Raw genomic sequence first — 25,880 nt, 5'->3', positions numbered from 1 at the left:
TTCACCGTCGCGTCCCGGGCACGAGGCTCGACATGGCCGCTCGTTCTTCCGGCGTCACCCTCTCCAGCGTGAACGAGGTCGCGGAGGCGTTGCTCCGCGCTGCCTACCAGCCCTTTCCAGCGCTCCCGCGCCTCCTCGAGAGCGTCATGCGCTCGCTCGCCGAGAGCACCGGAGCGCTCGAGGGGGCGCTCTGGGTGCGCGGCCACGGCGCCCTCGCGTTCATACGCAGCGGCCGCGAGCTCCACCTGGCCTGGACGGACGCGCTCGGCGCGACGCCCCCACCCGGCGTGGCGCCGGCGGCGCAGGCGGCCTCGATCGAGGAGCGGCTCGTGTATGGCGGGGCGTCCGTCGGCGAGCTCCGGCTCTCGTTCGGCGCAGATCCCGGCCGGGAGGCGGAGGTCGCGGCGCTCTGCCAGGCGTTGAGCCGCGGCTTGGCGCCGCTCGTCAAGCGCTACGACGTCCAGCGGTGGGCCGAGGAGCGCCTCGGCCAGCCGATGGTGCTCATCGGCGCGAGCGCCGCGATCCGCGCGGTGGATACGTTCATCGAGCGGGTGGCCGCGAGCCCGCTGCCTGTGCTGATCCATGGCGAGTTCGGCACCGAGAAGGAGCTCATCGCCGCCTCGATCCACAGCCTGGGACCCGATCGCGACGGCCCCTTCGCCGTGGTCCACGACCCGGGTCAGCTCCAGGGCGACGCGCTCGCGCAGCTGTCGCGCTCGTTCGAACAGGCGCGCGGCGGCACGCTCTTCATCGACGGGCTCGATGAGCTCCCGCCGCCGGCGCAGTCCGGGCTCCTCGAGCTCCTGCGCGCGGGGCAGGGCATCCGGGGGCGCGCCGACGAGGGTCGCGCGCCGCCGCGGATCATCGGCTCATCCACGAGCGACCTGCACCGCCTCGCCAGGGAGGGGCAGTTCTCGAGGTCGCTGCTCATGAAGCTCGACTTCCTGTCGGTCACCTTGCCGCCGCTGAGCGCTCGGCGGGAGGACATCAAGCCGCTCATAGCCTGGGTGCTCCACCGCTACGGCCACCCGTGGGACCGGAAGAGCACGGAGGAGCTCATCGACGTCTGCCAGGAGTACGCCTGGCCCGAGAACATCGTGGAGCTCGAGCGCGTGGTCGTGCGCCTCGCCGTGATGACGGGCGCCGAGCCGATCCGCCGCGCGGACATCCTCGAGCACACGCCGTGGATCGCGCCCGCGCCGGCCCACGCCGCCGGGGCGCCCGGCGGGCGGAGCGCGGCGCCGCAGCTCCAGTCGCCGTCGAAGGAGATCGCGTCGCGGTGGACGCGCATGGTCCTGGCCGGGGATTTCTCGGAGCTACCCGCGCTGCACGACGGGCTCGGGCGGGCGCTGGTCTACCTGAGCGAGCACTACGCCGAGCCGATCTCGCTTTCGCAGCTCGCGCGCCACGCCCGCGTCAGCGCCTCGCACCTGACGTACCTCTTCAAGAGCTCGCTCGGGACGAGCTTCAAGCCCTTCCTGGGGCAGGTCCGCATCCAGCGGGCGAAGCAGCTGCTCGAGACCAGCCGGCAGCGGATCACCGACGTGGCGATCACCGTGGGCTTCGCTGATCTGAGCCATTTCGAGAAGCTGTTCCGGCGGCTCGTCGGGGTGAGCCCGCGCGTCTACCGCCGCCAGGCAGCGCCCTCCGGCAGAAACGACGGCAAGACGCCTTGAGGACCCGAGCTCGCGCCGCGGCGTCTCGCAGGCCCGCCAGGCGTGGAGGCCATCGATATCGGAGAGCGGCGCGGTGGCCGCGGCTGCACGCCGCCTGCAGATCGCGCCGACGGTAGCAACCTGCTTGCCGCGTGCGGCTCAGCAGGCTTGAAACGGAAAGTGTCCTGGTATACGTTCGCCGCTGCTTTGAACGCCAACCTCAGCGATGCGCCGCTGAATCATGACGTGCGCCGTTGCTGCGCGGTCTTGCTCTGACCATGAGCTGCGTGAACAGCCCCGGATGGCGAGTCTCTCGCGACCTGCCCCTGCGACGTGGATTTTTCAATTCGTCCGCTGCCTGCGTCCGGCCCCCGGTGAGCTCGGTATACCCTCGCGCCGCTTCTGACTCAGGGTACGTTGTCCTCCTCCTCTCGACGACCCACCCAGGCAGGGCGCCCGCCGGCCCCCCTTTCTGCTCCGCAAGGTTGCCAGCATGTCGATCCGTCTCCTCTGGCCTGACGCATCCGACCCAACCGTCCTGAACGTTACTGCGCTCCTCGAGCGGCTCGCCGGCGAGTCGATCCGAGCCCAGGTGTTGCGTCAGGTGCTCACCGCGGCCGAGCGCAGCGACGTGACGGTTGAACGCGGGCTCTGGTCTGCCGGCGAGGAGGTCCTCCGCCGATCGGTCTTGCTGCGCGGCGCGGCGTCGGGCCGATCGTTCCTGCACGCCACGGCCAGCATCGCCGTGCGCCGGCTGCCGCTCGTGGTCAGCAAGGGATTGCTCGTCTCCGAGGTCCCGTTCGGGCGGCTCCTTCACGACGCGCAGGTCCGCATCACGCGCACCGACCTGCGCGGGACCGACCAGAGCCTCGGCGAGCTCTGCTCCCTCTTCGACGGTCTGCCGCCCGCGGCCCGCGCGGTGCGGCGCAGCTACGTCATGCGTCTCCACGATGGTGTCGCGGTGGCCGACCTCGTCGAGACGTTCCCCCTGAGCATAACTCAGGCCGCGTTCGCCGTCACCCAGCTCGCGAAGGAGCATCCTTCGACCAACGCGTGACGCTCAGGCCGCTGTCCGGATCGCGGACGGAACACACCGGTCGTATATGGATATCCTGATGGCATGTTGGGCTTTCCCCGACGCGGTTTCGTCACATTGGCTGGGCCTGCAGCGTCAGCACCGCCGTCCTTACACGCCTCGACCCCATGGCAGGCTCGGCACACGGCGGGGGCGTGCTGTTGCGGCCGGAGCGCAGGGCACGCCGGAGATGGCCGCGCGCAACCTGACCGGAGTACCCCGGGCGGGCCTCGGCCGATGCGAGCCGACGCCATCGAAGATCGATTCTTTGTTGATCCGCTGGTGATGTCCAGGAATACTGTCCCGCACGGTGTCCGCAGGGGGCCGGAGGCGCCCTTCACACGAACGACGGCCATGATCATCGTCGAGCTGAGCAATGACGAGGGGTCCACGAGCGGCGCGGCCGACCTTCTCGGCGGTCGAACGCGGCTCGCGCTGGGCGCTGCAGCGTCGCCGCTGAAGCGCGCTACGTCCGCGCGCCGGCGGCCTACAGCGAGCCAGCAGCAGCGCTCGGCGGAACGCCTGCCGTCGAGCGCCTGCGCCTCGCGGCCGCCGGCCAGGGCGACGCCGAGCCGATCCATCTACCAGGAGCATCTCCTCTTCGGATTTCAAGTCAAGCACACCAGGAGCGATGAACAATGGCCAGCGAGACCGTGTACACCACGCAAGTGAACGAGCCCGGAAAGAAGGAGTTCAAGGAGGAGATCAAGACCGAGACCAGCGACGGGGGCAAGTACGAGACCAAGCACGAGTACAAGGTCGAGTCCAAGCCGACTCCGAGCGCGAAAGACGCCTACGCACGTGCCAACCAAGCGGAGTCGATCATTCACCGTAACGTGCTCTGGGCGCTCGGCGCGGGCATCGTGCCGATCCCCGTCTTCGATATCGTCTCGATCACGGGCGTCCAGGTCAAGATGCTGAAGGAGCTCTCCGATCTGTATGGAGTGAGCTTCACATCGTCCCTCGCGAAGAAGATCGTCGGCTCCCTGCTCACCGGGCTCGGGAGCGTGGGGCTGGGGAGCGCGATCGGGTTCAGCATCTCCAAGTTCCTCCCCGTCATCGGCACGACCCTGGGCGCCGTCTCCGTGCCCGTCTTCGCGGGCGCATTTACTCATGCTATGGGCAAGATCTTCATGATGCATTTCGAGTCGGGCGGCACGCTCCTCGACTTCGACCCCCACGCGATGCGCGCGCATTTCAACCTAGAGTACGAGAAGGCCAAGGCGGCCGCGTCTCGAGTCCACTAGGCTCTGCCAGCGAAGGTCGCGAGCGGCCCGGCTCCGGGGAGAGCCGCCCCACGGCCGGCGCGCGCGCGGCGTAAGGCTCGTCTGCTCGGGGCCGCGCGCCGGCATCCACCCACGGTCGCCTGGCCTCGCCCCGCTCCCCGCGCTTGGGCCAGGCGAGGAGCGGGGCACCGGGAGCATCGCGGGTTATGGTTGCCAGCCGTGACGCCTTGAGGATAGCCTCCCTCCGACGTGGCAAAGATCCCCGATGAGATCGAGCTCGACGCCCGCTCGGACGGCAGCATAGCGCGCGAGCTGCTCCGGTCCGTCGTCGCGCTCGGCGTCCTTGGCGGCCTGGTGGGTTACCTGTCGCGCGGCGGCGATGTCGCCCGCAGCGCGCCCGAATACCCCCAGTTCGTCGACGTGGCATCCGTCCGCACGGACTGCGGGCCCATCGCCGTCCATGGGCGTCCCTTGGTCGTCAACATGCTCTACAGCGACGACAAGAGAGCCTGGCTGGAGCACGCGGCCGACCGCTTCGCGCGGCTCTGCCCGAACATCCAGATCAAGCTCACTGCCATGGGCGACATCGAATCGGCTGATGCGATCATCGACGCCTTCCTCAAAAAAAAGGATGACCGGCGCAAGGAAGACCAGCCCACGTTGTGGTCGCCGGCCGACTGGATCGTCGTCCAGTACCTCGCTGCGCGCTGGAAGCAGCGCTCGAGTGAGGTCCCGGACGCTGGCGAGCTGCTGGATGGCAGCGACGCGAGATCCCTCGTGAAGTCGCCTCTGGTCGTGCTCGTGTGGGAGGATCGATACCGGGTGCTCGACGCCATCTTGCGATCGGGGCGAAGCGAGGAGGGGCCGTGGTGGCAGATCCCCTGCGCGCTGGTCCCGAGGGACGCGGATCTCTCCAGCTTCGCGCTCGAAGACCGCGTGCCGGGGCGCTGGATCGACTGGTATGGCCCGCTCGTGACGCCGCCGCCGAAGCGGCGTGCGGCGGCTCCGGCGAAGCCCGCCGAGGCGAAGCCGGCGTACGAGGCGCCCTTCCCGACGCTGGGAGAGATCGAGCGCTGGGGCCGGGTGAAGTTCGTCCATACCTCACCGACGCGCGCCGCGTCAGGGCTCGAGACGTTGTACCTCATGGCGTATGCTTACGCTCTGCCCCCGCAGGAGCGGGCCGCTCTGGCGACCAAGGGGGCGCCGCTCCAAGGCTCGGTCGAAGGAGGCGTCGAAGGGAGCGAGCACCTCCGTGGCGCCTTCGAGCGCGCGCTCGAGCAGCGCAGGGAGCCGCTGAAGCAAGCGTTGGGGCGATGCGAGGCGGGGCTCGACGAAGCGCCGAAGTCCGCGCGGCTGCTCACGGAGTCGATGTTCAACGTGGGCCCGGCGCGTTACGACGGCGTCATGACCTACGAGCACCTCACGCTCCCTGTGCTGCAGCGGATCGACGCTCACGCGAGCACCCTCGGCAGCGCGCGCATCATCTATCCGCAGCCGACCATCGTGAACCAGCACCCGGCCGTGTTCATCAGACCCGACCCGGACAAGAAGCAGGCCGCGACCCGCTGGATCGACTTCCTGCTGGGAGAGGAGATGCAAAAGAAGGCGATCGAGTTCGGGTTCCGCCCGGCGAACCCGAAGGTCTCGATCCGCGCGTACGACGCGGACGCGAATCCCTTCCTGCACCTGCGCCGCTACGGCGTCGAGATCGCTCCGGACCTGAAGGAGCCGCCGCGCCTGGACGGTGAGGCCATCCACGAGATCATCGAAACCTGGCGAGACGCGACCGGAAGGAACTGAGCGCGCCCGCCGTCACGGGCCAGCCGGCCCAGCCGCCGCCGTGGGGTCGCTGTTCGCCACGGGCGCCGTGTCTCTGTTGGCTGCCGGCGCGGGAGCCGCGTTGCCGCCAGCCCTCGCCGCGGGCGCCGCGTTGGCGCCGGCCCTCGGCGCGAGGGCGGCGTTGCCCTTCGGGGCAGGCGCCTCCTGGGCCGGCGGAGCGGCAGCGGGCGTGCCGATGGGGTCGTCCACGAAGTTCAACATGAGCGGGATCCCTCCCTGTCCTCCGCCGAGGACGATGACCTTCGCGTTCTGCGATCGCGCGAGCTCGAGCGTGGCGTCGATGCCGCGCCAGCGCAGGAGGTCGGGGGCGACGTTGCCCGCGATGAGGTTGTAATCGCGGATCCCGGCGGCCTCGGTGCGCTTGCGCTCGGCTTCCTTCTCTTCACGCTCGAGCTTGTACTTGTACTCCAGCATGAGCTGCTCCTGCCGATAGCGATCCTTGATCGCGTCCTGGACCATCTGCGGCAGCTCGATGTCGACGAGCTTCAGCTCCTCGATGACGATGTAAGGGAACGCTGTCTCGCCGTCGTCCGTCTTCTCGACGCGGCCGAGCGCCGGCACCTGCCCGAGCTCCTGGAGCAAGTCGCGCGTGCTCGCGTAAATCTCGTGGGCGGGGCGGCTGCCGAACGTGCGCCGCACATGCGCCTCGGCGTCGGGCTTGATGAGGCGGTCGAAATACTCGGGCCCGATGTCCCGCTGGAGGTAGCCCAGCATGTCCTGACGCGGGTGGTACCGCACCACCACGGTGACGCCAAGATTCAATCCCTCGTCGCTGAGGACATCGAATTTCAACGTCTTCTGCTGCAGGCGGATCTCGTACTCGGTCACCCTGTTCCACGGCGCGATGACGTGCAGCCCTTCGCCGAGGATCTTCTTCGGGTCCACCACCGTGCCGCCCGCGAAGTACCGGTACAGGACGCCGCGATGCCCGGAAGGCATGCTGATGAAGATGCGAGGCCACAGGAACGCGAGCACGAGCAGGAGGAGGACGACCGTCGTGTAGGTGACGGTCTGTACCCCCACGAACCAGTCCACGACCCGCTCGCGCCAGGTGGGCTTCTCCTCGATCTCGTTCAAGGGCACGTTGTTGGGCATGGTCAGCCTTCGATGGTGGCAACGTCACGGCCTGCCGGTCGCTCTGCCGGGAGGGAGCCTGCGCTTCGTTCGCTTCCGGCCCGAGAGGAGGGCCGCGATGAGCCCTCCCACGGGCGTCAGTACGAGGGAGACGAGGATCGCTCCCCACCACCGGATGCGCCGCGTGCTGCCGAGGAGGCCGATGGCGATCAAGGTGAGGACCGGGAGCCCGATGACGAAGAACGGTGCGAGATGCATGGAGAGCCCGTGTGCTGGAAGGAGTATCCCGTGTTCATGCGGACGGCCCGGCGTCCGTCCTCATGGAGTCTTTCGCTGTCCGCTCGATGGCCAGGATCTTCCCGGTCTCCATCGTCACCACGCGATCCGCGCAACGGAAATACCGATCGTCGTGGCTCACCGCGATGACCGTCTTGCCCTGCCGTTTCAGCGCCGGGATCAGCTCCTCGTAGAAGTACTTGCGGAACTCCGGATCCTGATCCGCGGCCCACTCGTCGAACACACAGATGGGCCGATCCTCGAGGAGCGCCACGATCATGGCGAGGCGCTTGCGCTGGCCGGTCGACAGATCGCGCCGCGTGAAGCGCTGCTGCGCGAACGACGTCTTGCCGTCGAGCTGCATCTGCCCGAGCAAGCGGTGCACCGAAGCCTCGTCGACGCCGACCAGCCCGTACAGCTTGCTGAAGAGGTGGAAATCCGAGAAGATCGCCGAGATCATCTCGCGGTACGGCGCCACGTTGCCCGGCTGGACGAGCACGCCATCGACGCGCAGGGCGCCGGCGCTCGGCGGGTAGAGGCCGGTGAGGACCTTGAGGAAGGTCGACTTACCGCTCCCGTTTCCGCCCACGATGAACACGATTTCCCCCGCGGCGACGGTCAGGCTCACCGGGCCGACGTGGAACCCGCCGCCGCCTGGCTCCGAGGCGTAGTGATACTCGACGTTCATCGCCTCGATGGCCGTGAAGCGCCCCTTCCACGGATCCACGGCGTCTGACAGGGCCGCACCCTCGCGCGTGGCCGCGTCGAGCTTCTCCTCCAGGACCATGATCTGCGCGAGGGCCACGTTGGAGCGGATATAGGCCTGGGAGGTGTTGAGCAGCATCCCGAGCGGCCCCCACACGAAGATGACGCCCGCGACGAGCTGGCTGAGCAGCGCCGCGTCGATGACCCTGTATCGCGGGAGGATGAAGATGATCCCGCCCAGCACCGTGAAGAGGAGGCAGGACGCGAAGATGGTGTTTTCTCCGAAGAGGATGTTCGCCCTGGCCGTGATCACGCGCAGGGAGTCGGACGTCTGCACGATGTCCTCGGCGATCTCGCGGCTGCGCCGGCGGCTGAACTTCGCCTCCTTGAAGCCGTCGAGCAGGTCCATGATCAGGTCGAAGAAGGCGACCCGCGTCCGCGCCGCATCCCGGAGGCACCGCTTGATCTCTTTCTTGTTGGAGAGATAAATGCTCACGCCGACCGCCGTCAGCGCGGCGATGACCATGAAGGCCGTGGGGGAGAGCCAGGCGATGTACAGGGTCGCGAACGCGAGGATGCACAGCGACTGCAAGCAGAGCGCGATCGGCGCGGCCGCGTCGGAGACGACGGACACGTTCTCGGTGATCCGGTCGTAGATCTCCGCGGTCCCGAGGCGCTCGATCCCCTGGAGCTCCGCCCGCTCGATCTTGTCCACGACCCTGGCCTTGATGCGGTGGAGCCCGGACTCGATGATGTGTACCGTCCGGTGGCAGGTGTGCCGAGCGCCGAGGACGAACAGCACGATCGCCAGCACGTACATGGCGAACGAGCGCATGTCGCTGCTGTCGTTCGCCTGCACAATCACGTTGACGAGGAGGATGACGAGCGCGTTCGCGACGCCCGCCAAGCTCGCAGCGGCGAGGAGGCCTCTGCGTTCGGTTGCGGCTTCGCTGGTGATCAGGTCGACGAGCGTCATGGCGGTGGAAGCGCTGGTTGTACAGGGGGCAGCGGCGACACGCGAGATGCCCCCCCGGCGCCCATGAAACCCCGGACGGCGCCATGGTACACGCTCCCCGAGGCAGCGTGCTAGCCCCAATCCGTGGGCGGAACGTGCATCTCGTCCGGCCCGGCGGCGCGCCTTCTGCACCGGCGGGGGCAGGCCGCCCCGGGGGCGAGGAGCTGCCGGGCCACGCGGGCCGGGAGCTCCTCCGATCGAGGCGCCCTGGTCGGAGAGGCGGGGCTCCCGCGAGCACCGAGCGAACCGTCGGCCGAGCTCAGAAGCTATAGCCGAAGCACTCGAGGTCTCGCCTGAACCTCTCGGAGATGATACTCCTCGTCTTCTCGTTGTAATATTCCTGATAGCGTGGTTTGCGGCTCGATCGGTTCACGTGGGGGAGCCTGCCCGCGAAGCCAATGTCCTTGGCCATCGCCTCGAAGTCCTGGGAGAGGTTCTCGAGCTTCAGGATCCTGTCCATGACTAGCTTGCCGTCGCACGAGGCATACTCCGCCTGATCGACGAAGAACCTCTCGAACAATCCGCCCTGGTGGTCTCGCGGGAGCATCACGAACTCTTCGAAGTTGGACGCGTTCTTGTTGACCTCGCTCATCACGCGCTCCCCGATCGCGGAGAATCGAACGGCGACCTCTTCCGCGCTGCCCGGCTCGAACCGCCTGAACATCTGGAAGAGCTTCAGCCATAGCCGCGTGTAGGTCGCCGAGATCTCGCTGTTCCGCCCGAAGATCGCCAGGCCGCGGTAGTACATGCGCAGCGTCCTGTCGCCCTGGTTCAACCTGATGCGCGCGTCCTCATCGTTCCCTCTGTCCTTAAAATGAGAGTACCACGACACCATGCGGTCGAAAGGGTTCCTCACGACGCAGAACTTCGTGTAGCTGTTGAAAACGGTCTCGTCGACAGCAGCCTTGATGTCCGAGATGTAGCAGTGCTTCGTTCGATTCTTGGACGGGTCGACCGGCACCGTCTCGATGAGATCCGGATCGAACTCCTCGAATATCTTCTGAATCGAATTGCCCCCCGTTCGTTGAATGTGGACGAAAATCGCCTTGTATTTATGAGAAATGAACAAAGCATCTCCTCGTCTGCTGCCGACGCGCCCGCATGGGCAGCGGCGCGCCTGGATTTGTGGCGCCACTAACATGGCATGGATTGGGAATCAAGACATTGTTGAGGTGAGGGGCCGGCGGCGCAGGCGTCATCCTCCCGTCACCCGGCCTGGTCACTGTCGGCACCGCGGATGAGCCGGCCCAGGCGGCGCACCTCGCTGCCGACAGCGCTCCCGGCGGAGAGCCAGCGGGCGCGGCGGCGGGAGGCGAGCCGAGGGGACGACATGGGGGCGCAGAGTGCGCTCTGCGTGCACACGCGCGCCCTGTGGTCGCGGAGGGCCGCGCCTGGGCGCCAGCTGGCGAGTTGACACAGCCGCAGGTCCTGCGGTTCCATGCGCGCGGAGGATGGTGACCTGGAATGATTCGAGCCCTCTCTGCTCCTGTGATATCGCTGTTCATCTCCATGTGCCTGCTCGCGCGCGTCGCCGCGGCGGAGCCGCCGCCGAAGGGCAAAGGGCCGAAGGCCGAGGGGCCAAGGGCCAGGTTCCTCGCGGAAGCCAAGGAGGCGAGCAAGCGGATAGAGGGTTGGGTCTGGAAGGTCAGCGCCGGCGCGAACGCCAACTTCAGCGATAACCAGAACGTGGTCGGGCAACCGACCGGCGCCGCGGTCACGGTCGGGCTCCAGCTCGACGGCAGCGCCGAGTATAACCACGAAGGTCACGAGTTTCGCAGCCTGTTCTCCCTCGGCGAGGGCGCCACCCGCACGCCGATCGTCCCTGAGTTCGTCAAGTCCGCGGACAGCCTCATGGCCGAATCGGTTTACCTCTATCATATCATCGACTGGGCTGGCGTATTCGGGCGACTCTCGGTCCAAAGCTCCGTCTTCGCGGGGGTCGATGTGCGGCCCGCCGGTTTCTCCTATGCGATCACCCGGCATGACGGGCGCGTGGACACCGTGGGCGGCGCCGCTGATCGGCTGAACCGACTACGGCTCTCGGATCCGTTCCGGCCGACGCTCTTCAAGGAGTCGGCCGGCGCGTTCGCGCGCCCGGTGACAAGCCGGATCCTCAACGTCGAGACACGCTTGGGCGTCGGAGTGCGCGAGACGATCGGCGCCAAGCAGCTCGTCGTCAACGACAACCCCGTCAGGACGCCGACGGTCGTGGAGGTGCGAGAGCTGTCGAACTTCAACCAGCTCGGTGTCGAGCTCGTTGCGGGGGTCTGGGGCGGTCTGGCGAAGAAGCGGGTGACCTACCGGGTAGGGGTCGAGGTGATGGCGCCGCTCGTGCACACCGATCTCACGCCGGCCGAGCTCGCGATGATCGATCCGACGATGGGCGAGCAGCCCGGGGCGGCCGACCTGACCAACGTGGAGATCTTTGGGCATCTGTCTTTCAAGCTCATCGACTGGGCGTCGCTCGACTACCAATTCAAGGCCATCCGGCAGCCACAGCTCGTTGATCTGTTCCAGATCCAGAACAACCTGCTGCTGACGTTCGCGTACGTCGCCACGAACGAGCCGCCCGAGGAGCCCGCCGCGCCGCCCAACGCGAAAGCTGCCCCGCCGCCGCCTCGTTCGCCGCAGGCCCCTCCACCGCCGCGGTGAGCTCGCCAGGGGGAGCGCCGCGATGAGCTGGGCGTTCCCCCGGCGGATCTGCGCGGATGCCGTCGCGCCGTGGGTTGGTGCAGCTTGAAGCGTCGGCACTCGAGCCCCGGCGGCGCGCTTGCCGCCCGCCCGAGGTCGAGCTCTGCCGCGGCTCCGAGCGACGAAGGCGCGCGACGAGCGCGGAGGCTACGGGCGGTCGAAGAAGTCGAAGACGTCGGGCAGCACGAGCGGGACCATTCCTGCGTGGTCCGCGTCGACTTCCTTGTACGTGATCGCGTAGCCGCCAGCCGTCATCCAGTCGCGCAGCTCGTGGCTGCCCGTCAGGGAAGGCGTGCCGCGGGTCCCTTCCGTCACGAAGATGGGCATATCGCGCAGCCGGCCCCAAGGATAGCCCGACTCCTGGACGAAGGGTCCGGACATGGGCGCCAGAGCCGTCCAGTAGTCGGCGTATTTGCCGCCGATGTACCAGGTGCCGCCGCTCCCCATCGAGTGTCCGGTGAGGAACATCGCGCTGCGATCGATCGGATACTCGTTCAGCACCAGCTCCAGGACGTTGATGACGTCCTTCTCGCTGAGCTCCTGATCGCGCACGCGCTCGGGCGTGACCATGGCCAGGAGCTTCTCCGCCTCTTCGGGCTGCCCGAACACGGCCGGCAGCCGCAGGAAGTTACCGTACGCGCCGTTGTAGCCGAGCGGCGAGACCAGCAGCACGCCATGCTGGTCGGCCAGCGTCACCATCTGCTTGTTGTTCTGATCCAGGTACGAGCTCTCGTCGTTCCCAGCGCCGTGCAAGAACATCACGAGGGGCAGCTCCGACGTGCCGTCCCAGCGATTCGGGACGCAGACGCGGTAAGGAACGTCGGCGCCGGCGGCTGGAAAGCGATAGGTCCTGCGCTGGTCGCCTTTGGCGCGCCACTGCGGCGAGCCTGGATCGGCGACGGACGTGGCGAGCGCTCGCGCCTCGAGCACCACAGCGCGCGGATCGAGCGTGGTCCCGAACGAGATGGTCACCGGCTCGAATTCGTCGTGGCCGCCCGTCCCCGTCGCGCCTCCAGCGCCGGCCTCGCCGCCGGCCGCCGTCGTTCCGCCGCTGGGCGCCCCACCGCCCGTGGCGCCGCCTCCTTCACCTCCCGCGCTCGCCGAAGCACCTCCCGTGGACGCGCCGGTCGTGGCACCGCCGCCGCTGCCTGAGACGGCGGCCCCGCCCGTCCCGGCTTGAGGCGTGTTGCCCGACGCGCCCGTGCCGTGATCCCCGTCACCGCTGCAACCCGACAGGGCGTAAGAGCCGACCAGTGCCGCGACAAATGTGATTCGAGCGAACGTGGGTTGGTTGGTCATCGGAATTCCCAGGCGCGATCTCGCCCTCACCGGCAGCGTTCCACGAGGCGCGCCCTCCGCGTGAGGTCGTTTCCGTTTGATGTTTCACCGCGCGCACCCGCGCACGCTCCGCCGCTGGGTGCTGGCGCGCGATGCCGAGCAGGCTGCTTGATGGCCGGAAAATCCAGCTCCGACATGGCCATCGCCTCGCTGGATCTCCGCTCGCCGCGGTCGCGGTGAGGCACGCATTGTGAGCGTTCACATTTTCAATGTCAACTCTCTCTTCTCTTCCGACCCGCCGCCGGCGCGGACTCGATCCCTCAGAGCGTCGGCAGCACGCCGCGGTCGCGCCCGAGCGGGAACGCCGTCTCCAGGCGGGCGACGTCCTCGCTGGTGAGGCGCAGATCACCCGCGGCCGCGTTGTCGAGCGCGTGCGCGGCGCTCGCCGCCTTCGGGATCACGAAGACCGGCTGGCGGCGCAGCAGGAAGCGCAGCGCGACCTGCCGCGGGGTCACGCCGTGGGCGGCGGCGATCGACGCGAGCACCCTGCCCGCCGTGCCGTCCGGCGCCGGGAACCGGCCCGAGCCAAAGGGGCTGTAGGCGACGACCGCGATGCCGTGCCGCTCGCAGAGCGGCAGCACCCGGTGCTCGACCGCCCGCTCGAGCAGGTGATAGAGCACCTGATTGCACGCGATCTCGTTCACGCCGGCGATCGCGATGGCCCTCGAGAGCTCCGCCTGGTCGAAGTTGCTGACGCCGAAATACCGGATCTTGCCCTGGCCCCTCAGGTCCTTGAAGGCGCGGAAGGTCTCCTCGAGCGGGTGCGACCCGGGCCAGTGGAGGAGATAGAGGTCGAGCCGGTCGGTGCGGAGCCGCTCCAGGCTGCGCTCGCACGCGGCGATGGTGCCGGAGTAGCTCGCGTTGCTGGGCAATACCTTGGAGACGAGGAACACCTCGTCGCGGCGCCCCTCGATCGCCTTTCCCACGAGCGTCTCGACCTCGCCCGAGCCGTACATCTCGGCCGTGTCGATGTGCGTCATGCCCGCGTCGAGCCCCCGCCGGATGGCGTCGACGCAGCCCGCCTCGTCGTCCGCCTCCATCTGCCAGGTGCCCTGTCCGACGACCGGAATCTTGACGCCCGTAGAACCGAGTGTGCGCTGCTCCATAGAACGATGATCCTCCGCTCCGTCCCGAAAGACAGCATGCGGCTCCCCCCCTCGCCGAGGCGAGCCCCGTCCGAGTGGGATCGCTGAAATCACCGCGGAAGGCAAGCCCGAGCGCGGTCCGATCGGGCCGAGGCCGGCTGTCGGCGATGTCGCCCTGTCGTGAAAAATTCCTCGCTCGAGGATGGCCCGGACAGGCGATGAGCGGCTGTGCCGATTGCCCGCCGCGCGCCCGTCGCGCTCACGTCCCGCCCGAGGTCGGCGGGCCGTCGTAGCGGCGGGTAGGCCCCTCGGAGAATCGAGAGATTTCGATGATTTCCAGGGAACCGTCGCCGTCCGGCGGGGCGAGCCATGGGCCGTCGAACCGCGCGACCAGCACCGTCACGTTGTCGCGTCCGCCGGCGGCGAGCGCGGCGCCGATCAGGGCGCTTGCCGCCTCTGCCGGATCGGGGTGGGCGTCGAGCGCGGCGGCGATGTGCCGGTCGTCGATGAGGTCGCTCAGACCGTCGGTGCAGAGCAGCAGGGCATCCCCGCGGCGGAGCTCCACGGCGGAGAGCGCGATGCTGAGGCGCTCGCGCAGCCCGAGGGCCTGGAGCATCACGCCCCGGTGCTCGAAGGTGGCGGCCTCGTCGGGCCGGAGCTTGCCGCTCTCGAGCAGCGACTGGACCAGGGTCTGGTCGCGGGTCACCTGCGTGAGGGCGCCGCGACGGAGGAGGTAAGCGCGGCTGTCGCCGACCTGCGCGAGCAACAGGCGCTCGTCGCAGAGCGCGGCGACGGTGGCGGTGGTGCCGCTGCTCCGGTGCTGCGGGCTCCTCCGGGCGTTGTCGCGGACGGCGCGCCCGGCCTCGCCGAGCGCCGCGAGCAGGCCGCGCTCGAGCGCGTCGCTCGAGCGCGGCGCGGTTCGGGCGAGGGCGGCGTGGACCGTGCGCGCGGCGAGCCGGCTCGCCGCGTCGGGGGACGACGCGCCGCCCGAGCCGTCGTAGACGCCGAGCGCTAGGGCGAGCGGCGGCTCCGCCGACGCCTGGGCCGCCGCGGGCCCGTGGGCGAGCCCGCGCGCGAGGTCGCTGATGAGGAAGGTGTCCTCGTTGTGCTCGCGGCTGAGCCCCACGTCGGTCCGGGCCGCCGCGGCGACCGACGCGGCGTGCTCGATGGCGAACGAGCGGTACACGGGCATGCGCGTAGCGTACTCCGAGGGCGGCGTCCGAGGGAGGGCGCCGGCGCCCGTGAGGCCGCCGCGGCGGGCCGTTGCGCGGGCGTGGAGCGGCCGTCGGCGAGCGCTGCGGGCGCCACGTTCGCGCTGGGCGGCCGGATCGCCGGCGCGCGCTCGACGCGCCGCGCGCTTCGTGCATGAGTGGCGCATGAGGCTCGTCCGCAACCCCGAGCGCGCGTGGGAGCGCGCCGCGCACGTCCAGACCCTGGATCGCGCCGAGATCGAGCGGCGCATCGGGCCGTTCTCCGGCGAGGTGGAGGTGCTCGCCGGCGGGCTCGCCAACGTGAACGTGCGCCTCGGCGCCGACCGTGTGCTGCGCGTGTACCGGCGAGATCCGGGCGCGGCGTCGAAGGAGGCCAGCCTGCTCGCGCGGGGCTGGAGGTCGTTCCGCGTCCCGGCGGTCCTGTCGGCGGGCGACGATTTTCTCCTGCTCGAGCGCGTCGCCCACGGGCCCCTCCAGGACACCGCGGCGTGCGGCGCCGCGGCCGGGCGCGCGCTCGCGGAGATCCACGGCGTCGGCTTCGACAGCGCGGGCTTCCTCGGGCCGGATCTCGCCGTCGCCGCGCCGTTCGCCGACTGCGTGGGCGCGCTTCGGAGCTACGTCGCCTCGGTCCTCGACAGGCTGGCTCCAGCCCTGCGCGGCGAGCTCGGCGAGCGCGTGAGCGCCTTTCTCGACGCGCGCGACGGGGCGCTCCGCGAGCGCGCGTCGGCCCCCGTGCTCCTGCATGGAGACTTCAAGGCCTCCAACCTGCACTGGCTCCCGTCGGGCGAGCTCCTCGTGCTCGATTGGGAGTTCGCGTACGCCGGACCGAGGTTGATGGACGTCGGGCAGCTCCTGCGCTGGGGGCCAGGGGCCGAGTTCGTGGCGGCGTTCGCGGGCGCGTACCGCGCGCATGCGCCGCTCGCCCACGACTTCGAGCGCTGGGCCGCGGCCTTCGACCTGTTCAACCTGGTGGGGCTGCTCGATGGGGTGGAGCCGAGCTCGCGCCGGGCCGTGGAAGTCCGCGGCCGGATTCTACAAACCATTCAACAGGAGCGTTGAGCCGGGCTCGACGTGGGCACAGCTGCCTGACACCCGGGCAGCTATGCCCAAGTCAAGCCGAGGCGGATCCCACGAAGGGAGGCCGAGGCGGATCCCACGAAGGGAGATCGTTCGATGCGCAGGCTGGGCGACCTCTCGCGTGATGTGGTCCGGGCGGAATCCTAAGAGGACCGGACCAGAGAGGATCCGCCGGCGAGGTCTCCCGCTGCCAGCTCGGGATCACCCCTTCTGTTGGCCAGACCGCTGCGGTAACTATGGACCCGTGCAGCTCCACCCCGGCGTGCGCGTCGACCGCTACACCCTGATCGAACCTCTCGGCCGAGGAGGACAGGGCGCCGTCTGGAAGGTCCACGATCCGCTCGACGGGAGCCTGCGCGCCCTCAAGCTGTTCTTTCTCGGCGGCCTCGAGGCGGGAGCCGCGGAACGGGCCCGGCGGGAGGCAAGAGCCGTCGCCGGCGCCGTGCATCCGGCGCTGATCCCCTGCCGCGCCCTCTTTGAAGCGCCTGCGGACGGCATTGTGGGGCTGGTCTTCGACTTCGTGCAAGGCCAGTCGCTCACGGACGCGGCGGCGCGGATGTCGCTCGGTCAACGCGGTGCCGTGCTGGCCCAGATCGCGACCGCGCTGGCGCATGTGCATGGTCTCGGCCTCTTGCATCGCGATCTGAAGCCGGCCAACGTGCTCGTCACGGATGCGTTCTGGGGTACAACGGATGCGCCCGGGAGCGTGCGGCTCATCGACTTCGGGATCGCCGCGCCCGCCGGGAACCCGAGGCCGCTGACGGCCACGGGCGCGGTCATCGGCACCGTTGCGTACCTGTCGCCCGAGCTGCTCGCGCCTGGGCTCTGGCTCCCGCCGCGCGAGGGCTTCACCCGCGACGTGTTCGCGTTCGGGGTGCTCGCGTGCGAGCTGCTCTGCGGAGCACATCCGACCGGGCTCTCTCCGGACGCGCCGGTCGAGGCGTTTGTCGATGCCTATGTCGCGGCGGAGCAAGGACATCGCCCCTGGCCGCCCCAGGTGCCGGACGCTCTCTGGGCCGAGGTGATCCGCGCGTGCCTTGAGATCCAGCCGCGGCGGCGGCTGGCCCATGGCGCGGCGCTCCTGCAAAAGATCGAGGCGGCGGCGGCGGCGAGCCCGGGGCGGCTGCGCATTGCGCCGCCGGGCGCGAGCGCGACGGATCCGCACCTTGGCCCGACGGAGCTCCAGGTGCAGCCTGGACGAGCTTCCTGGGACGGACGGCGATCGAGCGACTCGCCCCGCACCACGCCGATGACCTCGCTGCCCTCTGCGGCGCTGCGGCCCTCCGCCCCGACGCTCTCACCGGCGCCTTCCACGGCTGGGCTGCGGCGGTCTGCCGTGACCCCCATTCCCGCACCGAGCCTGCGCCCGGTGCGCCCGGAGCCGCCCTCCGAGCCGCGGTCGCCCGGCAAGGTGGGGCAATCCACGCTCCTTCTGGCGTTGGGGCTGGCGCTCGGGGTTGCTGCCTCTGCTGGCGCTGCGATGCTCGCAAAATCTTCGGATCCAGAGGCCGACGAGGGGGTGCCCATGATCCCGCCTGCTGCGCCGGGCGTTGCCTCCGTGCAGCCCGATCCGCTCCAGGTCACGCCGCTGAAGCCGCCTGATGTGACGCCGTGCTGCAGAAAGCAGGGAGACTGCCTTTCCAAGGGGATGACCTGCCTGCCGGCGCCGTGCGAGGACGTCCCCTTGCCTGAGCGTACCTGGTCGCTGCGGCTCACGGGGGTAGCCCGGCGGCCGGAGGGCGAAAGCAGCTTCAGCGAGGACATGGCCAGGACCCACCCGGCCGCAGAGGCATGCGTGCACCGCAAGTCCACGGGGGAGGAAATCTGCGTCCCGTTCACGCAGGACCCGACAGCCCGGAGGCAACCCGAGCGACTGCAAGTCACGACGACCGAGCTGGTGCGCGGTGAGATCGTGGTCCGGGTCATGGAGGCGGGGATGTCGCTTTCGGAGGGGCGCGTCGCGGCCAATCACGACTGGCTGAAGAGCGGCGTGCTGTGTCAAGGCTTGCTGCTGTACGTGGGGCAGAAGGCCAGCGCGTCTGTGCGGATCGCCGTCGCGTTGGATGCCGAATGAGCACGGGCGCACGGCGGGCTCGCTAAGGAGCTGCGACGGCGATACCATGAGGAGGGTGCGATGACCACCGGCCCGCCGCGCGATGTGCCGACCGACGAGCACCGGCCCCCGACCGGCACACGCGGGGCTCGGGGCGCGCCAGCGCTGCTCGCCGCTTTTCCTGCCAACGTCCTCGTCCCGCTGCCGTCCCCTGGAGTCTCCGCGGGGCGAGCGTGGCTCGCGGCGGCGGGGCTCAATGACACGAAGGTCTCGTCCAACCACCTTCGCCTGACGCGGGCGGGAGGGCAGCTCCAGGTCGAGGATGTGGGCTCGCGCAACGGGACATGGCTCGACGGCCACCGGCTCCCACCGCGCGAGCCGGTGCCGCTCGAGGATGGGTCCGTCCTGCGCGCGGGCGAAACCCTGCTCGTTTATCGCGCGACATATGCCGGTCGATCCGAGCCGGAGCCCGCGATCGGCGGCCTCGCGGGGCCGTGGGGGCTCGGCGCTGCGCGCGCAGAGCTCGACGGGCTTGCCAGGCGGCCCGTGGGCAACGTGCTCATCACGGGGGAGAGCGGTACGGGCAAGGAGATGCTCGCCGAGGCGGTCGTGCAGGCGCTCGGGCGCTCGAAGGCGCCTTTCACGCGCGTCAACGTGGCAGGCATCGTCGCGAGCGTCTTCGAGGGGCAGCTCTTCGGCTGGGAACGCGGGGCGTTCTCGGGGAGCGACGCGAGAAACCTCGGGCTGCTGCGAGCGAGCGCCGGAGGGGCGGTGTTCCTCGACGAGATCGGGGAGCTGCCGATCGAGCTGCAGCCCAAGCTGCTGCGGGTCCTCGAGAACCGGGAGGTTCTCGCGGTGGGCGCGACGGCGCCGGTGCCCGTCGATATCGCCATCATCGCGGCGACCAACCGCCTGCTTGAGGAGGCGGTCCAGCAGGGGAGGTTTCGTCTCGACCTGTTGGCGCGGTTTCCCGTGCGCATCGCGCTGCCGCCGCTCCGGGAGCGGCCGGAGGATGTATTCGCGATCTTGCGGGCGCTCTGGGAGCGCTCGCACGGGCCGTTGGATCTGGCTCGCGTGCGGGTGGATGTCGAGGCGGTGGAGCTCATGATGCTCCACGACTGGCCCGAGAACGTGCGGGGCATGAGCCGCCTGGTCGCGGCGGCAGATCCGGCGACGGGGCTCAAGCTCTCGATCGTGGAGCAGGTACTCGGCGTGCGCGCGGCGGCGGCCGCAGCGCCGCCGCCGACGCGGGAGGCGATCCTGGAGGCGCTCGGCGCTTGCGGTGGCAACCAGGTTCAAGCCGCGAAGCGCCTTGGGCTCTCCCGAGGTCAGCTGCTCCGGCGGCTCAAGGTCATCCAGCAGGAGGCCGGCGAGCGGCGCTCGCGGAAGCGATGAGCGGCGCGGCCGTAGAGCAGGTGAAGACCGATGGTACTCCGCCACGCGCGGCCGCTACGGGAGGCGGCATGCACGCCCGGCGCGTGACCTGGGCAGCGAGGTCGAGTTGACTCGATCTGATCGCGATCACCGGCAAGACCACATGCTCTGAACGCGATCACCTCGCGGTCGAGGAGCCTGGCTGGGGTCCTGCGTCGATCGAACGCTGCGCGTGCCGGTGCCTTCCGCGAGACACTGGCCGGCGAGTTGCATTCGGTCGACACGATGGCCCCCACCTCAGCTGGTTCAGTGTCGCCTTCTTGCGTACCGGGTTCCGTCTCGAGCCATGGGCAGGCTGTGCTCGCGACGGTGGCCCTTGCGGTCTTGTCGTTCCTGATCGCGGCGCCGGTCATGCTGCTCGTCCTGGTCGCCTGGGCTGCTGTCTTGGCCGTTGCTGGCGCAGGCCTTCTCGGCGCGACGGGAGGCATCGAGCCGCGCGTCGTCGATGCCGGCATCGATTTCACGCGCGTCGCGCTCGCCTTCACCTCTGGGATGGCGCTGGCAGGCAAGCTCGTCGAGGTCTGGCAACGCCGTTCGAGTGCCGTCGCGAGAGCGTGGATCCCGCGCGCCCCGTGGTTCTTCCGGCATCCCTTCGTCGGCGTGGGGTGCGTGCTACTGAGCGTCGATCTCGTCCTTCTGCCGCTCGCGTACGCGGGCGTCATCACGGTGCCGAGCCCGATTCGCGGCGCGGGCGTCATCGGAGGGGCAGCGCTGCTCGTGATCGTCGTGGCTGGCGCGGTCCTCGGAGCGTGGTGGAGGGCGACGCGCGCGCTCTGGGCCGGCGCACGTCGGTCCTCGTTCGCCGCGGGCGTCGTGACGACGTGCGGCCTCGTCGCCGCGCTGGGCGCTTGCGCTGTGGCGAGCGCGGTTGCCGGCTGCTGCTCGCTCTCCTGCGCGAAGGAAGACGCCGACGATGGGCTGAAGGAAGGCGAGGGCGGCCGGCCGCCGCAGCAGCTTCGGGCCCGCTCCGGCGAGCAGCCCACGCGGGCATCCCCGGCGCGGGCCACCGCGGCGCGCCGGCGCGGAGGGCGGCCCGCCCGTTCAGGGCAGGGCCGCGGCGATCAGGACGAGACCTTCACCCAGGCGGGACGCGTGCTGACGCGCTTCCACCAGGCCGCGACGTTCGGCCGGTCGTTGATGAGGTCGTCGACCTTCGTGAACGCGAGACACTGCATGTACGGCATCCACGAGATGTCGGCCAGCGAGTAGGTCGAGCCCGCGAGGTACTCCTGGCCGGCCAGCGCCTTGTCGACGATGTCGAGCGCCTTCGCGAGCTCGGCCTTGGCCGACGCGACGAGGGACTCGTCGCCCTGCTGGCCGCGCATCGGGAGCAGGACGCGCTGGTAGAGGATCTTGATGGCGGGCCCGGAGACATAAGACTGCTCCACGCTGAGCCACTGATCCATGAGCGCCTTCGCCCTGAGCTCGGTCGGCGTGAGCGAGGGGCCCGGGAGCTTCTGGTCGAGGTACCGGATGATCGCCCGCGACTCGTAGAGCTTGAAGTCCTCGTCCTCGAGCACCGGGATCACGCCGAAGGGGTTGCGCGCGAGGTGCTCGGGCTGCTTCTGCTCGCCCTTCCCCAGGTCGATGACCACGACCTGCGCCTCGTGACCCTTCTCGGCGAGCACGGTCAGCACCTTGCGCGTACACGTGCTCATGGGATGTCCGTAGACCTTCATGGATCCTCCTTGTCCTGTGTCCTGTCGAGAGGCGCCGGCGGACGGCGGCCTCCGCGGCGCGTCAGAGTAGACGGATTCCGTGGCTTGCCAACCGTCCTGGTGGGGTCCGGGACGCGGCGGGGCGCGCGATCACGCCTCGCGCCGGCGGTCCGCCTGCCACTCGGCGTCGCGGGCCGCGGCGAAGACGGGCAGGCGCGCGAGCCACCGCTCGCCGGCGTTCGGGCGCTCGATCGCGATGCGCAGCGCGGCGATGAGCTCCAGCGGCGCGGCGTCGAGGCCCTGCTCCCGCGCGGCCCAGCCCAGGCCGGCGAGCACGGCGTTCGCGACCTCGTAGCTCGGGCGGTGCATCGGGGCCGTGGGGACGGCCGCGGGCGCGGCGAAGTGGCGCTCGCACGCCGCGGCGTCGAGGGAGCTCCAGCCGGCGCACACGATCGGGCGGACGGCGTGGACCGAGCAGGCGCCGCGCTCGTCGAGGAGCGGGCAGGGGACCCGGGCCTCGGCGCGCTCGAGCCGGGAGAGGCCGCGCGTCGCGGCGTCGGCGGCGCGCACGCGCTCGGCGAGCGCGGCGAGCTCCGCCTCGGTCCGGGTGGCGCGCAGGTGGGCCGCGATGCGCAGCACCTCCGGCGCCAGCACGAGCACCTTGCTGACGCAGCAGGTCGAGCAACCGGCCCGGCAGGCGATGGGCCGCGCGGGCGGCTCGGCGGCCACCGCGGCCTCCTCCAGCGCCTCGGCGCGCGCGAGCGCCGCGGCCGCGGCCGCCACGGCACCGGCCTCGGTGCGCTCGCCGAGCGAGAGCGAGAGCGCGGCGCGCTCCCCGTCGGCGATGCCCTCGAGGACGGCGGGGGTGTACCGCGTGCCGGGGGCGAGCGGCAGGGGGCGCTTCTGCCGGGGCATCGCGGCGCTACTCGAGCTCCGGGAGGCGCCAGTCGATCTCCCCGGCGCCGCGGGCGCGCAGGGCGGCGTTGATGGTCGAGAACGGCTTGCTGCCGAAGAAGCCGCTCCTCGCCGACAGCGGCGAGGGGTGGGCCGCCTTGATGACGGTGTGGCGGCGCGCGTCGATGAGCTTCGCCTTCTTCTGCGCGTGGCCGCCCCAGAGGACGAACACGACGCCATCGGGCCGGTCGTTGACCTTCCGGATCACGGCGTCGGTGAACGTCTCCCAGCCCTGGTTCTTGTGCGAGTTCGGCGTGTGCGCGCGGACGGTGAGCACGGTGTTCAGCAGCAGCACGCCCTGGCTCGCCCAGGCGGTGAGGCAGCCGTGGCTCGGGACCTTGAAGTCCGGCAGATCGGCGAGCGCCTCCTTGTACATGTTGGCGAGCGACGGCGGCGGCGGGACGCCCGGTCGCACGGAGAAGCAGAGCCCGTGGGCCTGCCCCTCGTCGTGGTACGGGTCCTGGCCGAGGAGCAGCACGCGCACGCGCTCGTACGGCGTGAGCTTGAACGCGGCGAAGACGTCCTCCTCGGCCGGGAAGACCCGGTGGGCCTCGCGCTCGGCCGAAAGGAAGCGCGTCAGCTGCTGGAAATAGGGCTTCTCGAGCTCCTCCGCGAGGACGTTTTGCCACGAGCCGGGTAGATCGATCTTCATCTCTCGCTCAGACCCCTTCCTTCGGGCAGAGATCGCTCATGCGGCACTCCGCGCACTTGGGCTTCCTGGCGACGCAGGTGTACCGGCCGTGCAGGACCATGGCAGGGCCGAAGAAGGTCCATTGATCCTTCGGCACGAGCCGCATGAGGTCCTCCTCGATCTGCTCGGGCTTCTCGCGCTTCGAGAGGCCGATGCGGCCGCTGAGGCGGGCGACGTGGGTGTCGACGATGATCCCGGAGGGGAGGCCGAACGCCGTGTTGAGCACGACGTTGGCCGTCTTCCTGGCCACGCCCGGCAGCGACGTGAGGTCGGCCATGTTCCCGGGCACCTCGCCGCCGAAGCGCGCGACGAGCGCCTGGCACGCGGCCTTCACGGTCTTCGTCTTCTGCCGGTAGAAGCCGGTCGGCTTGAGCTCCTCCTCGAGCACCTCGGTGGGGGCGTCGGCGTACGCCTGCGCCGTCGTGTACTTCTTGAAGAGGGTGGCGGTCACCCGGTTGACGCGTTCGTCCGTGCATTGCGCGGCCAGGATGGTCGCGACGAGCAGGTCGAGCGGCGTCTCCCAGTCGAGCTCGTAGCGCGCGTCGGGGTAAGCCTCGCGCAGGTGTTGGAGGAGGGGGGGGATGCGGTCTCGGGCGTTCATGCGGCTCGCCGCAGGGTAGCCCAGCCCGGCGCCGTCCGTCAGCGCCGCCGGGCGACGGGGCCGGGGCGCTTGCGGCCGAAGTAGATCTCGAGGAGCTCGCGGCCGACGAGGTTCGCCTTGGTGCGCCACGCGATGTCGTTGGCCAGCATCACGGAGACGGCGATCTCCGGGCGGTCGGACGGCGCGAACGACGCGAACCACGAGAACATCCGCGAGGGGCTGCCGCCGACCAGCGTGCCGGTCTTGGCGGCGACGGGCATGGCGCCGAGGGCGCGCGTGCCGTCCGGCTTGCGGAACGCCTTGGCGCAGGTGCCCCGCCGGGTGGTGACCTCGAGCATCGAGCGGAGGGTGCGCGCGACCTCGGGCCGGAGGCCGCGGCCGTCGGTGCTCCGCGGCGCGGCCGCGTCGCCGCCGGCCTGCGCGCCCGGCGGCGCGAGCAGCGAGAGCCGGACGCGCTCGCCGTCGTTGGCGATGGTCTGCATCGCGAACAGGGCGCCGAGCGGGCTGAGGCGGCCGCTCCAGAAGCCCGCGCCGGCGCGGGCCAGGCCGAGCGCGTCGTCCGGGATCTGGGCGGTGCTCGGCGCGACCGGGACGTCGATGGGGACCTCGCCGTCGAAGCCGAGATCGCGGGCCTTGCGGCGCAGGTCGGCGGCCGTGAGGTGCTGGCCGGCGAGGCGGGCGAAGACGCCGTTAATGCTGCGGCCGAGCGCCTCGCCGAAGACGGTGCAGGTGGCGCCGCGGCCCTGGAGGTCGCGCGCGGTGATCGCGCTCATGCCGCCCGTGTAGCAGACGGGCGTTGCGACGTTCACCTTGCCGGCCTCGAGGAGCGCCGAGGCGGTGACGATCTTGAAGAGGCTCGCGCTCGGGGCGAGCGGGGTCGCGACGTAGTCGCGCTTGCCGCGGCTGGCCCAGACGAGGATGCGGCCGGTGCGGACGTCGGAGGCGACGATGGCGCCCTCGGGCGCGCCGGAGCGGGCGAGGAGGCGCTCGGCGGCGCGCTGGAGATCGGGGTCGAGCGTGAGACGCACCTGCTTGCTCGACGCGCCGACCGCCGCGTGGACCGCGCCGCCCTCGACGTGGAGCTTGCGAACGCCGGGCGGCGCCGGGGATGCCGTCGCCGGCGCGATCCACAGGGCGGCCGCGGCGGCGAGCGCGAGGTAGAGACGCGATCGCACGTGGAGCAGATGCCAGAGGGGGCGCGCGCGGGCCAAGTTCCGCGCGGCGCCGTCCCCGTCAGGCCGCGCCCGAGGCGCCGCCGAACGCCGCGAGGTTCTCGCGTACCCACGCCTCGAAGCGCCGCGGCTCGCGGCCGAGCACCGCCTCGACGTCGTCGCTCAGCGTCGCGGCCCGGCCTTCGCGCAGGAAGCTGACGCCCTCGAAGACGGCGTCCGCGAGCTCGCGCGCGGCGCCCGCGGCCAGCATCTGATCGCGCACCCTGTCCGGCGGAACATCGGTCGTCTCGATGGAGCGCCCCAGCGCCCCCTCCAGGATCGCCACCTGATCGTGCGCATTCAGCAGCTCGGGGCCGGTGAGCGTATAAATCCTGCCGTCGTGCCGATCCGACGTCAGCGCCGCGACGGCGACGGCCGCCACGTCGCCTGGGTCGATGATCCCTTGCCGGCCGTCTCCGGTCCAGATGGGCACCGCGCCGCCCGCGCGGATGGCCGCCGCCCACTGCAGCACGTTCGACGCGAACCCCACGGGCCGGAGCAAGGTCCACGCGAGCCCCGACGTCCGCACGGCGTGCTCGCCGGCGCGGTGCCAGTCTCCGACCCGCGATCGGAGGTCGGCGCCGAAGGCCGAGAGCTTCACCAGCCTCTTCACGCCGCTCTTCTGCGCCGCATCGACCGTGGCCACGTCATGCGCCGAGATCGACGGCCCGGGCGCGCTGAGCAAGAACAGCGCCTCGACCCCTCGGAGCGCGGCCCGCAGCGAGCCGGGATCGTCGAAGTCGCCGCGGACCAGCTCCACCTCGCGACCGAGCGCCGCGGCGCGCGCTGGATCGCGCGTCATGGCGCGGATCGGCGCGCCCCTCTCGACCAGTTGCCTCACGACCTCTCTGCCGATGGTGCCGGTGGCACCGGTTATCAGGATCATCTGTGCTTCCCTCGTCGTACGGTCCACGCGTCTCGCGTGCCTTCGAGAGGTCAGCTTGCGGCGCGCGCGCGCCGGCATCTTGAAGAAATCGGACAGCGCGGTGGCGTTGCGGCACCCGATCCCGG

22 protein-coding genes and 1 pseudogene are annotated in these 25,880 nt (G+C 70.3%); 10 read left to right on the top strand and 13 right to left on the bottom strand.

What is annotated here, in order from left to right:
- The first annotated feature begins 32 nt into the window (after positions 1-32).
- The 5 genes from WME98_RS53725 to WME98_RS53705 all read left to right on the top strand — a co-directional run bounded on the left by WME98_RS53725 (position 33) and on the right by WME98_RS53705 (position 5,756).
- Positions 33-1,676, top strand: coding sequence for a helix-turn-helix domain-containing protein (locus tag WME98_RS53725; RefSeq protein ID WP_437949278.1), 1,644 nt, complete (start codon positions 33-35; stop codon positions 1,674-1,676).
- A 42-nt stretch (positions 1,677-1,718) separates the two neighbouring features.
- Positions 1,719-1,931, top strand: coding sequence for a hypothetical protein (locus WME98_RS53720; protein WP_437949277.1), 213 nt, complete (start codon positions 1,719-1,721; stop codon positions 1,929-1,931).
- Positions 1,932-2,148: 217 nt separating this feature from the next.
- Complete coding sequence (locus WME98_RS53715) at positions 2,149-2,712, top strand: hypothetical protein (RefSeq protein WP_437949276.1); 564 nt, start codon at positions 2,149-2,151, stop codon at positions 2,710-2,712.
- Positions 2,713-3,368: 656 nt separating this feature from the next.
- The gene (locus WME98_RS53710; RefSeq protein WP_437949275.1) at positions 3,369-3,977 is read left to right on the top strand and encodes a YcjF family protein; all 609 of its coding nucleotides are present in this window, start codon (positions 3,369-3,371) and stop codon (positions 3,975-3,977) included.
- Between the two features lie 228 nt (positions 3,978-4,205).
- Positions 4,206-5,756 carry a hypothetical protein gene (locus WME98_RS53705; RefSeq protein WP_437949274.1) on the top strand — a complete coding sequence of 517 codons (1,551 nt, stop codon included), beginning with the start codon at positions 4,206-4,208 and terminating at the stop codon, positions 5,754-5,756.
- 12 nt (positions 5,757-5,768) lie between these two features.
- On the opposite strand, the gene WME98_RS53700 is transcribed toward WME98_RS53705, so the two are convergent.
- The 4 genes from WME98_RS53700 to WME98_RS53685 all read right to left on the bottom strand — a co-directional run bounded on the left by WME98_RS53700 (position 5,769) and on the right by WME98_RS53685 (position 9,934).
- A complete protein-coding gene (locus WME98_RS53700) occupies positions 5,769-6,890 on the bottom strand; it encodes a prohibitin family protein (protein ID WP_437949273.1) in 1,122 nt (373 codons plus the stop codon).
- A gap of 24 nt (positions 6,891-6,914) precedes the next feature.
- A complete protein-coding gene (locus WME98_RS53695; RefSeq protein WP_129577236.1) occupies positions 6,915-7,127 on the bottom strand; it encodes a hypothetical protein in 213 nt (70 codons plus the stop codon).
- 34 nt (positions 7,128-7,161) lie between these two features.
- Positions 7,162-8,826, bottom strand: a complete 1,665-nt coding sequence (locus WME98_RS53690) for a cyclic peptide export ABC transporter (RefSeq protein WP_437949272.1) — start codon at positions 8,824-8,826, stop codon at positions 7,162-7,164.
- Between the two features lie 298 nt (positions 8,827-9,124).
- Positions 9,125-9,934 carry a sulfotransferase family 2 domain-containing protein gene (locus tag WME98_RS53685; protein WP_437949271.1) on the bottom strand — a complete coding sequence of 270 codons (810 nt, stop codon included), beginning with the start codon at positions 9,932-9,934 and terminating at the stop codon, positions 9,125-9,127.
- 395 nt (positions 9,935-10,329) lie between these two features.
- Here WME98_RS53685 and WME98_RS53680 point away from each other — a divergent pair, with 395 nt between their 5' ends.
- A complete protein-coding gene (locus WME98_RS53680) occupies positions 10,330-11,517 on the top strand; it encodes a hypothetical protein (RefSeq protein ID WP_437949270.1) in 1,188 nt (395 codons plus the stop codon).
- Between the two features lie 186 nt (positions 11,518-11,703).
- Here the strand turns inward: WME98_RS53680 and WME98_RS53675 are convergent, their stop codons facing one another.
- The 3 genes from WME98_RS53675 to WME98_RS53665 all read right to left on the bottom strand — a co-directional run bounded on the left by WME98_RS53675 (position 11,704) and on the right by WME98_RS53665 (position 15,171).
- Positions 11,704-12,855, bottom strand: a complete 1,152-nt coding sequence (locus tag WME98_RS53675; protein ID WP_437949269.1) for a hypothetical protein — start codon at positions 12,853-12,855, stop codon at positions 11,704-11,706.
- Between the two features lie 299 nt (positions 12,856-13,154).
- A complete protein-coding gene (locus WME98_RS53670) occupies positions 13,155-14,000 on the bottom strand; it encodes an aldo/keto reductase (protein WP_437949268.1) in 846 nt (281 codons plus the stop codon).
- 238 nt (positions 14,001-14,238) lie between these two features.
- On the bottom strand, positions 14,239-15,171 hold the full coding sequence (locus WME98_RS53665) for a PP2C family protein-serine/threonine phosphatase (protein ID WP_437949267.1): 933 nt from the start codon (positions 15,169-15,171) through the stop codon (positions 14,239-14,241).
- 184 nt (positions 15,172-15,355) lie between these two features.
- Between WME98_RS53665 and WME98_RS53660 the strand changes: the two genes are divergently transcribed.
- From WME98_RS53660 to WME98_RS53645, 4 genes and pseudogenes are all read left to right on the top strand, one after another.
- Positions 15,356-16,249 (top strand): phosphotransferase family protein, encoded by an 894-nt coding sequence (locus tag WME98_RS53660; RefSeq protein ID WP_437949266.1) that lies wholly within the window; start codon positions 15,356-15,358, stop codon positions 16,247-16,249.
- A gap of 262 nt (positions 16,250-16,511) precedes the next feature.
- Entirely contained in the window at positions 16,512-18,341 is a 1,830-nt protein-coding gene (locus WME98_RS53655; RefSeq protein ID WP_437949265.1) for a protein kinase domain-containing protein, read from the top strand.
- A 60-nt stretch (positions 18,342-18,401) separates the two neighbouring features.
- Positions 18,402-19,256, top strand: a pseudogene (locus WME98_RS53650) (sigma 54-interacting transcriptional regulator); the annotation flags it as partial.
- 168 nt (positions 19,257-19,424) lie between these two features.
- A complete protein-coding gene (locus WME98_RS53645) occupies positions 19,425-19,715 on the top strand; it encodes a helix-turn-helix domain-containing protein (RefSeq protein ID WP_437954144.1) in 291 nt (96 codons plus the stop codon).
- Between the two features lie 1,100 nt (positions 19,716-20,815).
- Here WME98_RS53645 and WME98_RS53640 read toward each other — a convergent pair.
- The 6 genes from WME98_RS53640 to WME98_RS53615 form a co-directional block, all read right to left on the bottom strand.
- Positions 20,816-21,433: a glutathione S-transferase family protein gene (locus WME98_RS53640; protein ID WP_437949264.1), complete on the bottom strand. Its 618-nt coding sequence runs from the start codon at positions 21,431-21,433 to the stop codon at positions 20,816-20,818.
- A 129-nt stretch (positions 21,434-21,562) separates the two neighbouring features.
- Positions 21,563-22,327, bottom strand: a complete 765-nt coding sequence (locus WME98_RS53635) for a YkgJ family cysteine cluster protein (RefSeq protein ID WP_437949263.1) — start codon at positions 22,325-22,327, stop codon at positions 21,563-21,565.
- A 7-nt stretch (positions 22,328-22,334) separates the two neighbouring features.
- Positions 22,335-23,018, bottom strand: a complete 684-nt coding sequence (gene ung / locus WME98_RS53630) for a uracil-DNA glycosylase (RefSeq protein WP_437949262.1) — start codon at positions 23,016-23,018, stop codon at positions 22,335-22,337.
- 7 nt (positions 23,019-23,025) lie between these two features.
- Positions 23,026-23,658, bottom strand: coding sequence for an endonuclease III (nth, locus tag WME98_RS53625; protein ID WP_061626106.1), 633 nt, complete (start codon positions 23,656-23,658; stop codon positions 23,026-23,028).
- A gap of 38 nt (positions 23,659-23,696) precedes the next feature.
- Complete coding sequence (locus tag WME98_RS53620; protein ID WP_437331526.1) at positions 23,697-24,833, bottom strand: penicillin-binding transpeptidase domain-containing protein; 1,137 nt, start codon at positions 24,831-24,833, stop codon at positions 23,697-23,699.
- A gap of 58 nt (positions 24,834-24,891) precedes the next feature.
- Positions 24,892-25,755 carry an SDR family oxidoreductase gene (locus tag WME98_RS53615; protein WP_437949261.1) on the bottom strand — a complete coding sequence of 288 codons (864 nt, stop codon included), beginning with the start codon at positions 25,753-25,755 and terminating at the stop codon, positions 24,892-24,894.
- Between the last annotated feature and the right edge of the window lie 125 nt (positions 25,756-25,880).

Origin of the sequence: Sorangium sp. So ce296, from assembly GCF_051529605.1 — a bacterium.
Lineage (GTDB): Bacteria > Myxococcota_A > Polyangia > Polyangiales > Polyangiaceae > Sorangium > Sorangium cellulosum_D.
This window is presented reverse-complemented; position numbering and strand designations above follow the sequence as displayed.

Excerpts from the sequence above, each read along its gene's own strand:
- WME98_RS53725 (WP_437949278.1), top strand. The coding sequence starts at position 33 with ATGGCCGCTCGTTCTTCCGGCGTCACCCTCTCCAGCGTGAACGAGGTC.
- WME98_RS53635 (WP_437949263.1), bottom strand. The coding sequence starts at position 22,327 with ATGCCCCGGCAGAAGCGCCCCCTGCCGCTCGCCCCCGGCACGCGGTAC.
- WME98_RS53700 (WP_437949273.1), bottom strand. The coding sequence starts at position 6,890 with ATGCCCAACAACGTGCCCTTGAACGAGATCGAGGAGAAGCCCACCTGG.
- WME98_RS53710 (WP_437949275.1), top strand. The coding sequence starts at position 3,369 with ATGGCCAGCGAGACCGTGTACACCACGCAAGTGAACGAGCCCGGAAAG.
- WME98_RS53660 (WP_437949266.1), top strand. The coding sequence starts at position 15,356 with ATGAGGCTCGTCCGCAACCCCGAGCGCGCGTGGGAGCGCGCCGCGCAC.
- WME98_RS53715 (WP_437949276.1), top strand. The coding sequence starts at position 2,149 with ATGTCGATCCGTCTCCTCTGGCCTGACGCATCCGACCCAACCGTCCTG.
- WME98_RS53670 (WP_437949268.1), bottom strand. The coding sequence starts at position 14,000 with ATGGAGCAGCGCACACTCGGTTCTACGGGCGTCAAGATTCCGGTCGTC.
- WME98_RS53615 (WP_437949261.1), bottom strand. The coding sequence starts at position 25,755 with ATGATCCTGATAACCGGTGCCACCGGCACCATCGGCAGAGAGGTCGTG.
- WME98_RS53680 (WP_437949270.1), top strand. The coding sequence starts at position 10,330 with ATGATTCGAGCCCTCTCTGCTCCTGTGATATCGCTGTTCATCTCCATG.
- nth (WP_061626106.1), bottom strand. The coding sequence starts at position 23,658 with ATGAACGCCCGAGACCGCATCCCCCCCCTCCTCCAACACCTGCGCGAG.
- WME98_RS53665 (WP_437949267.1), bottom strand. The coding sequence starts at position 15,171 with ATGCCCGTGTACCGCTCGTTCGCCATCGAGCACGCCGCGTCGGTCGCC.
- WME98_RS53695 (WP_129577236.1), bottom strand. The coding sequence starts at position 7,127 with ATGCATCTCGCACCGTTCTTCGTCATCGGGCTCCCGGTCCTCACCTTG.
- WME98_RS53640 (WP_437949264.1), bottom strand. The coding sequence starts at position 21,433 with ATGAAGGTCTACGGACATCCCATGAGCACGTGTACGCGCAAGGTGCTG.
- WME98_RS53675 (WP_437949269.1), bottom strand. The coding sequence starts at position 12,855 with ATGACCAACCAACCCACGTTCGCTCGAATCACATTTGTCGCGGCACTG.
- WME98_RS53645 (WP_437954144.1), top strand. The coding sequence starts at position 19,425 with ATGATGCTCCACGACTGGCCCGAGAACGTGCGGGGCATGAGCCGCCTG.
- ung (WP_437949262.1), bottom strand. The coding sequence starts at position 23,018 with ATGAAGATCGATCTACCCGGCTCGTGGCAAAACGTCCTCGCGGAGGAG.
- WME98_RS53690 (WP_437949272.1), bottom strand. The coding sequence starts at position 8,826 with ATGACGCTCGTCGACCTGATCACCAGCGAAGCCGCAACCGAACGCAGA.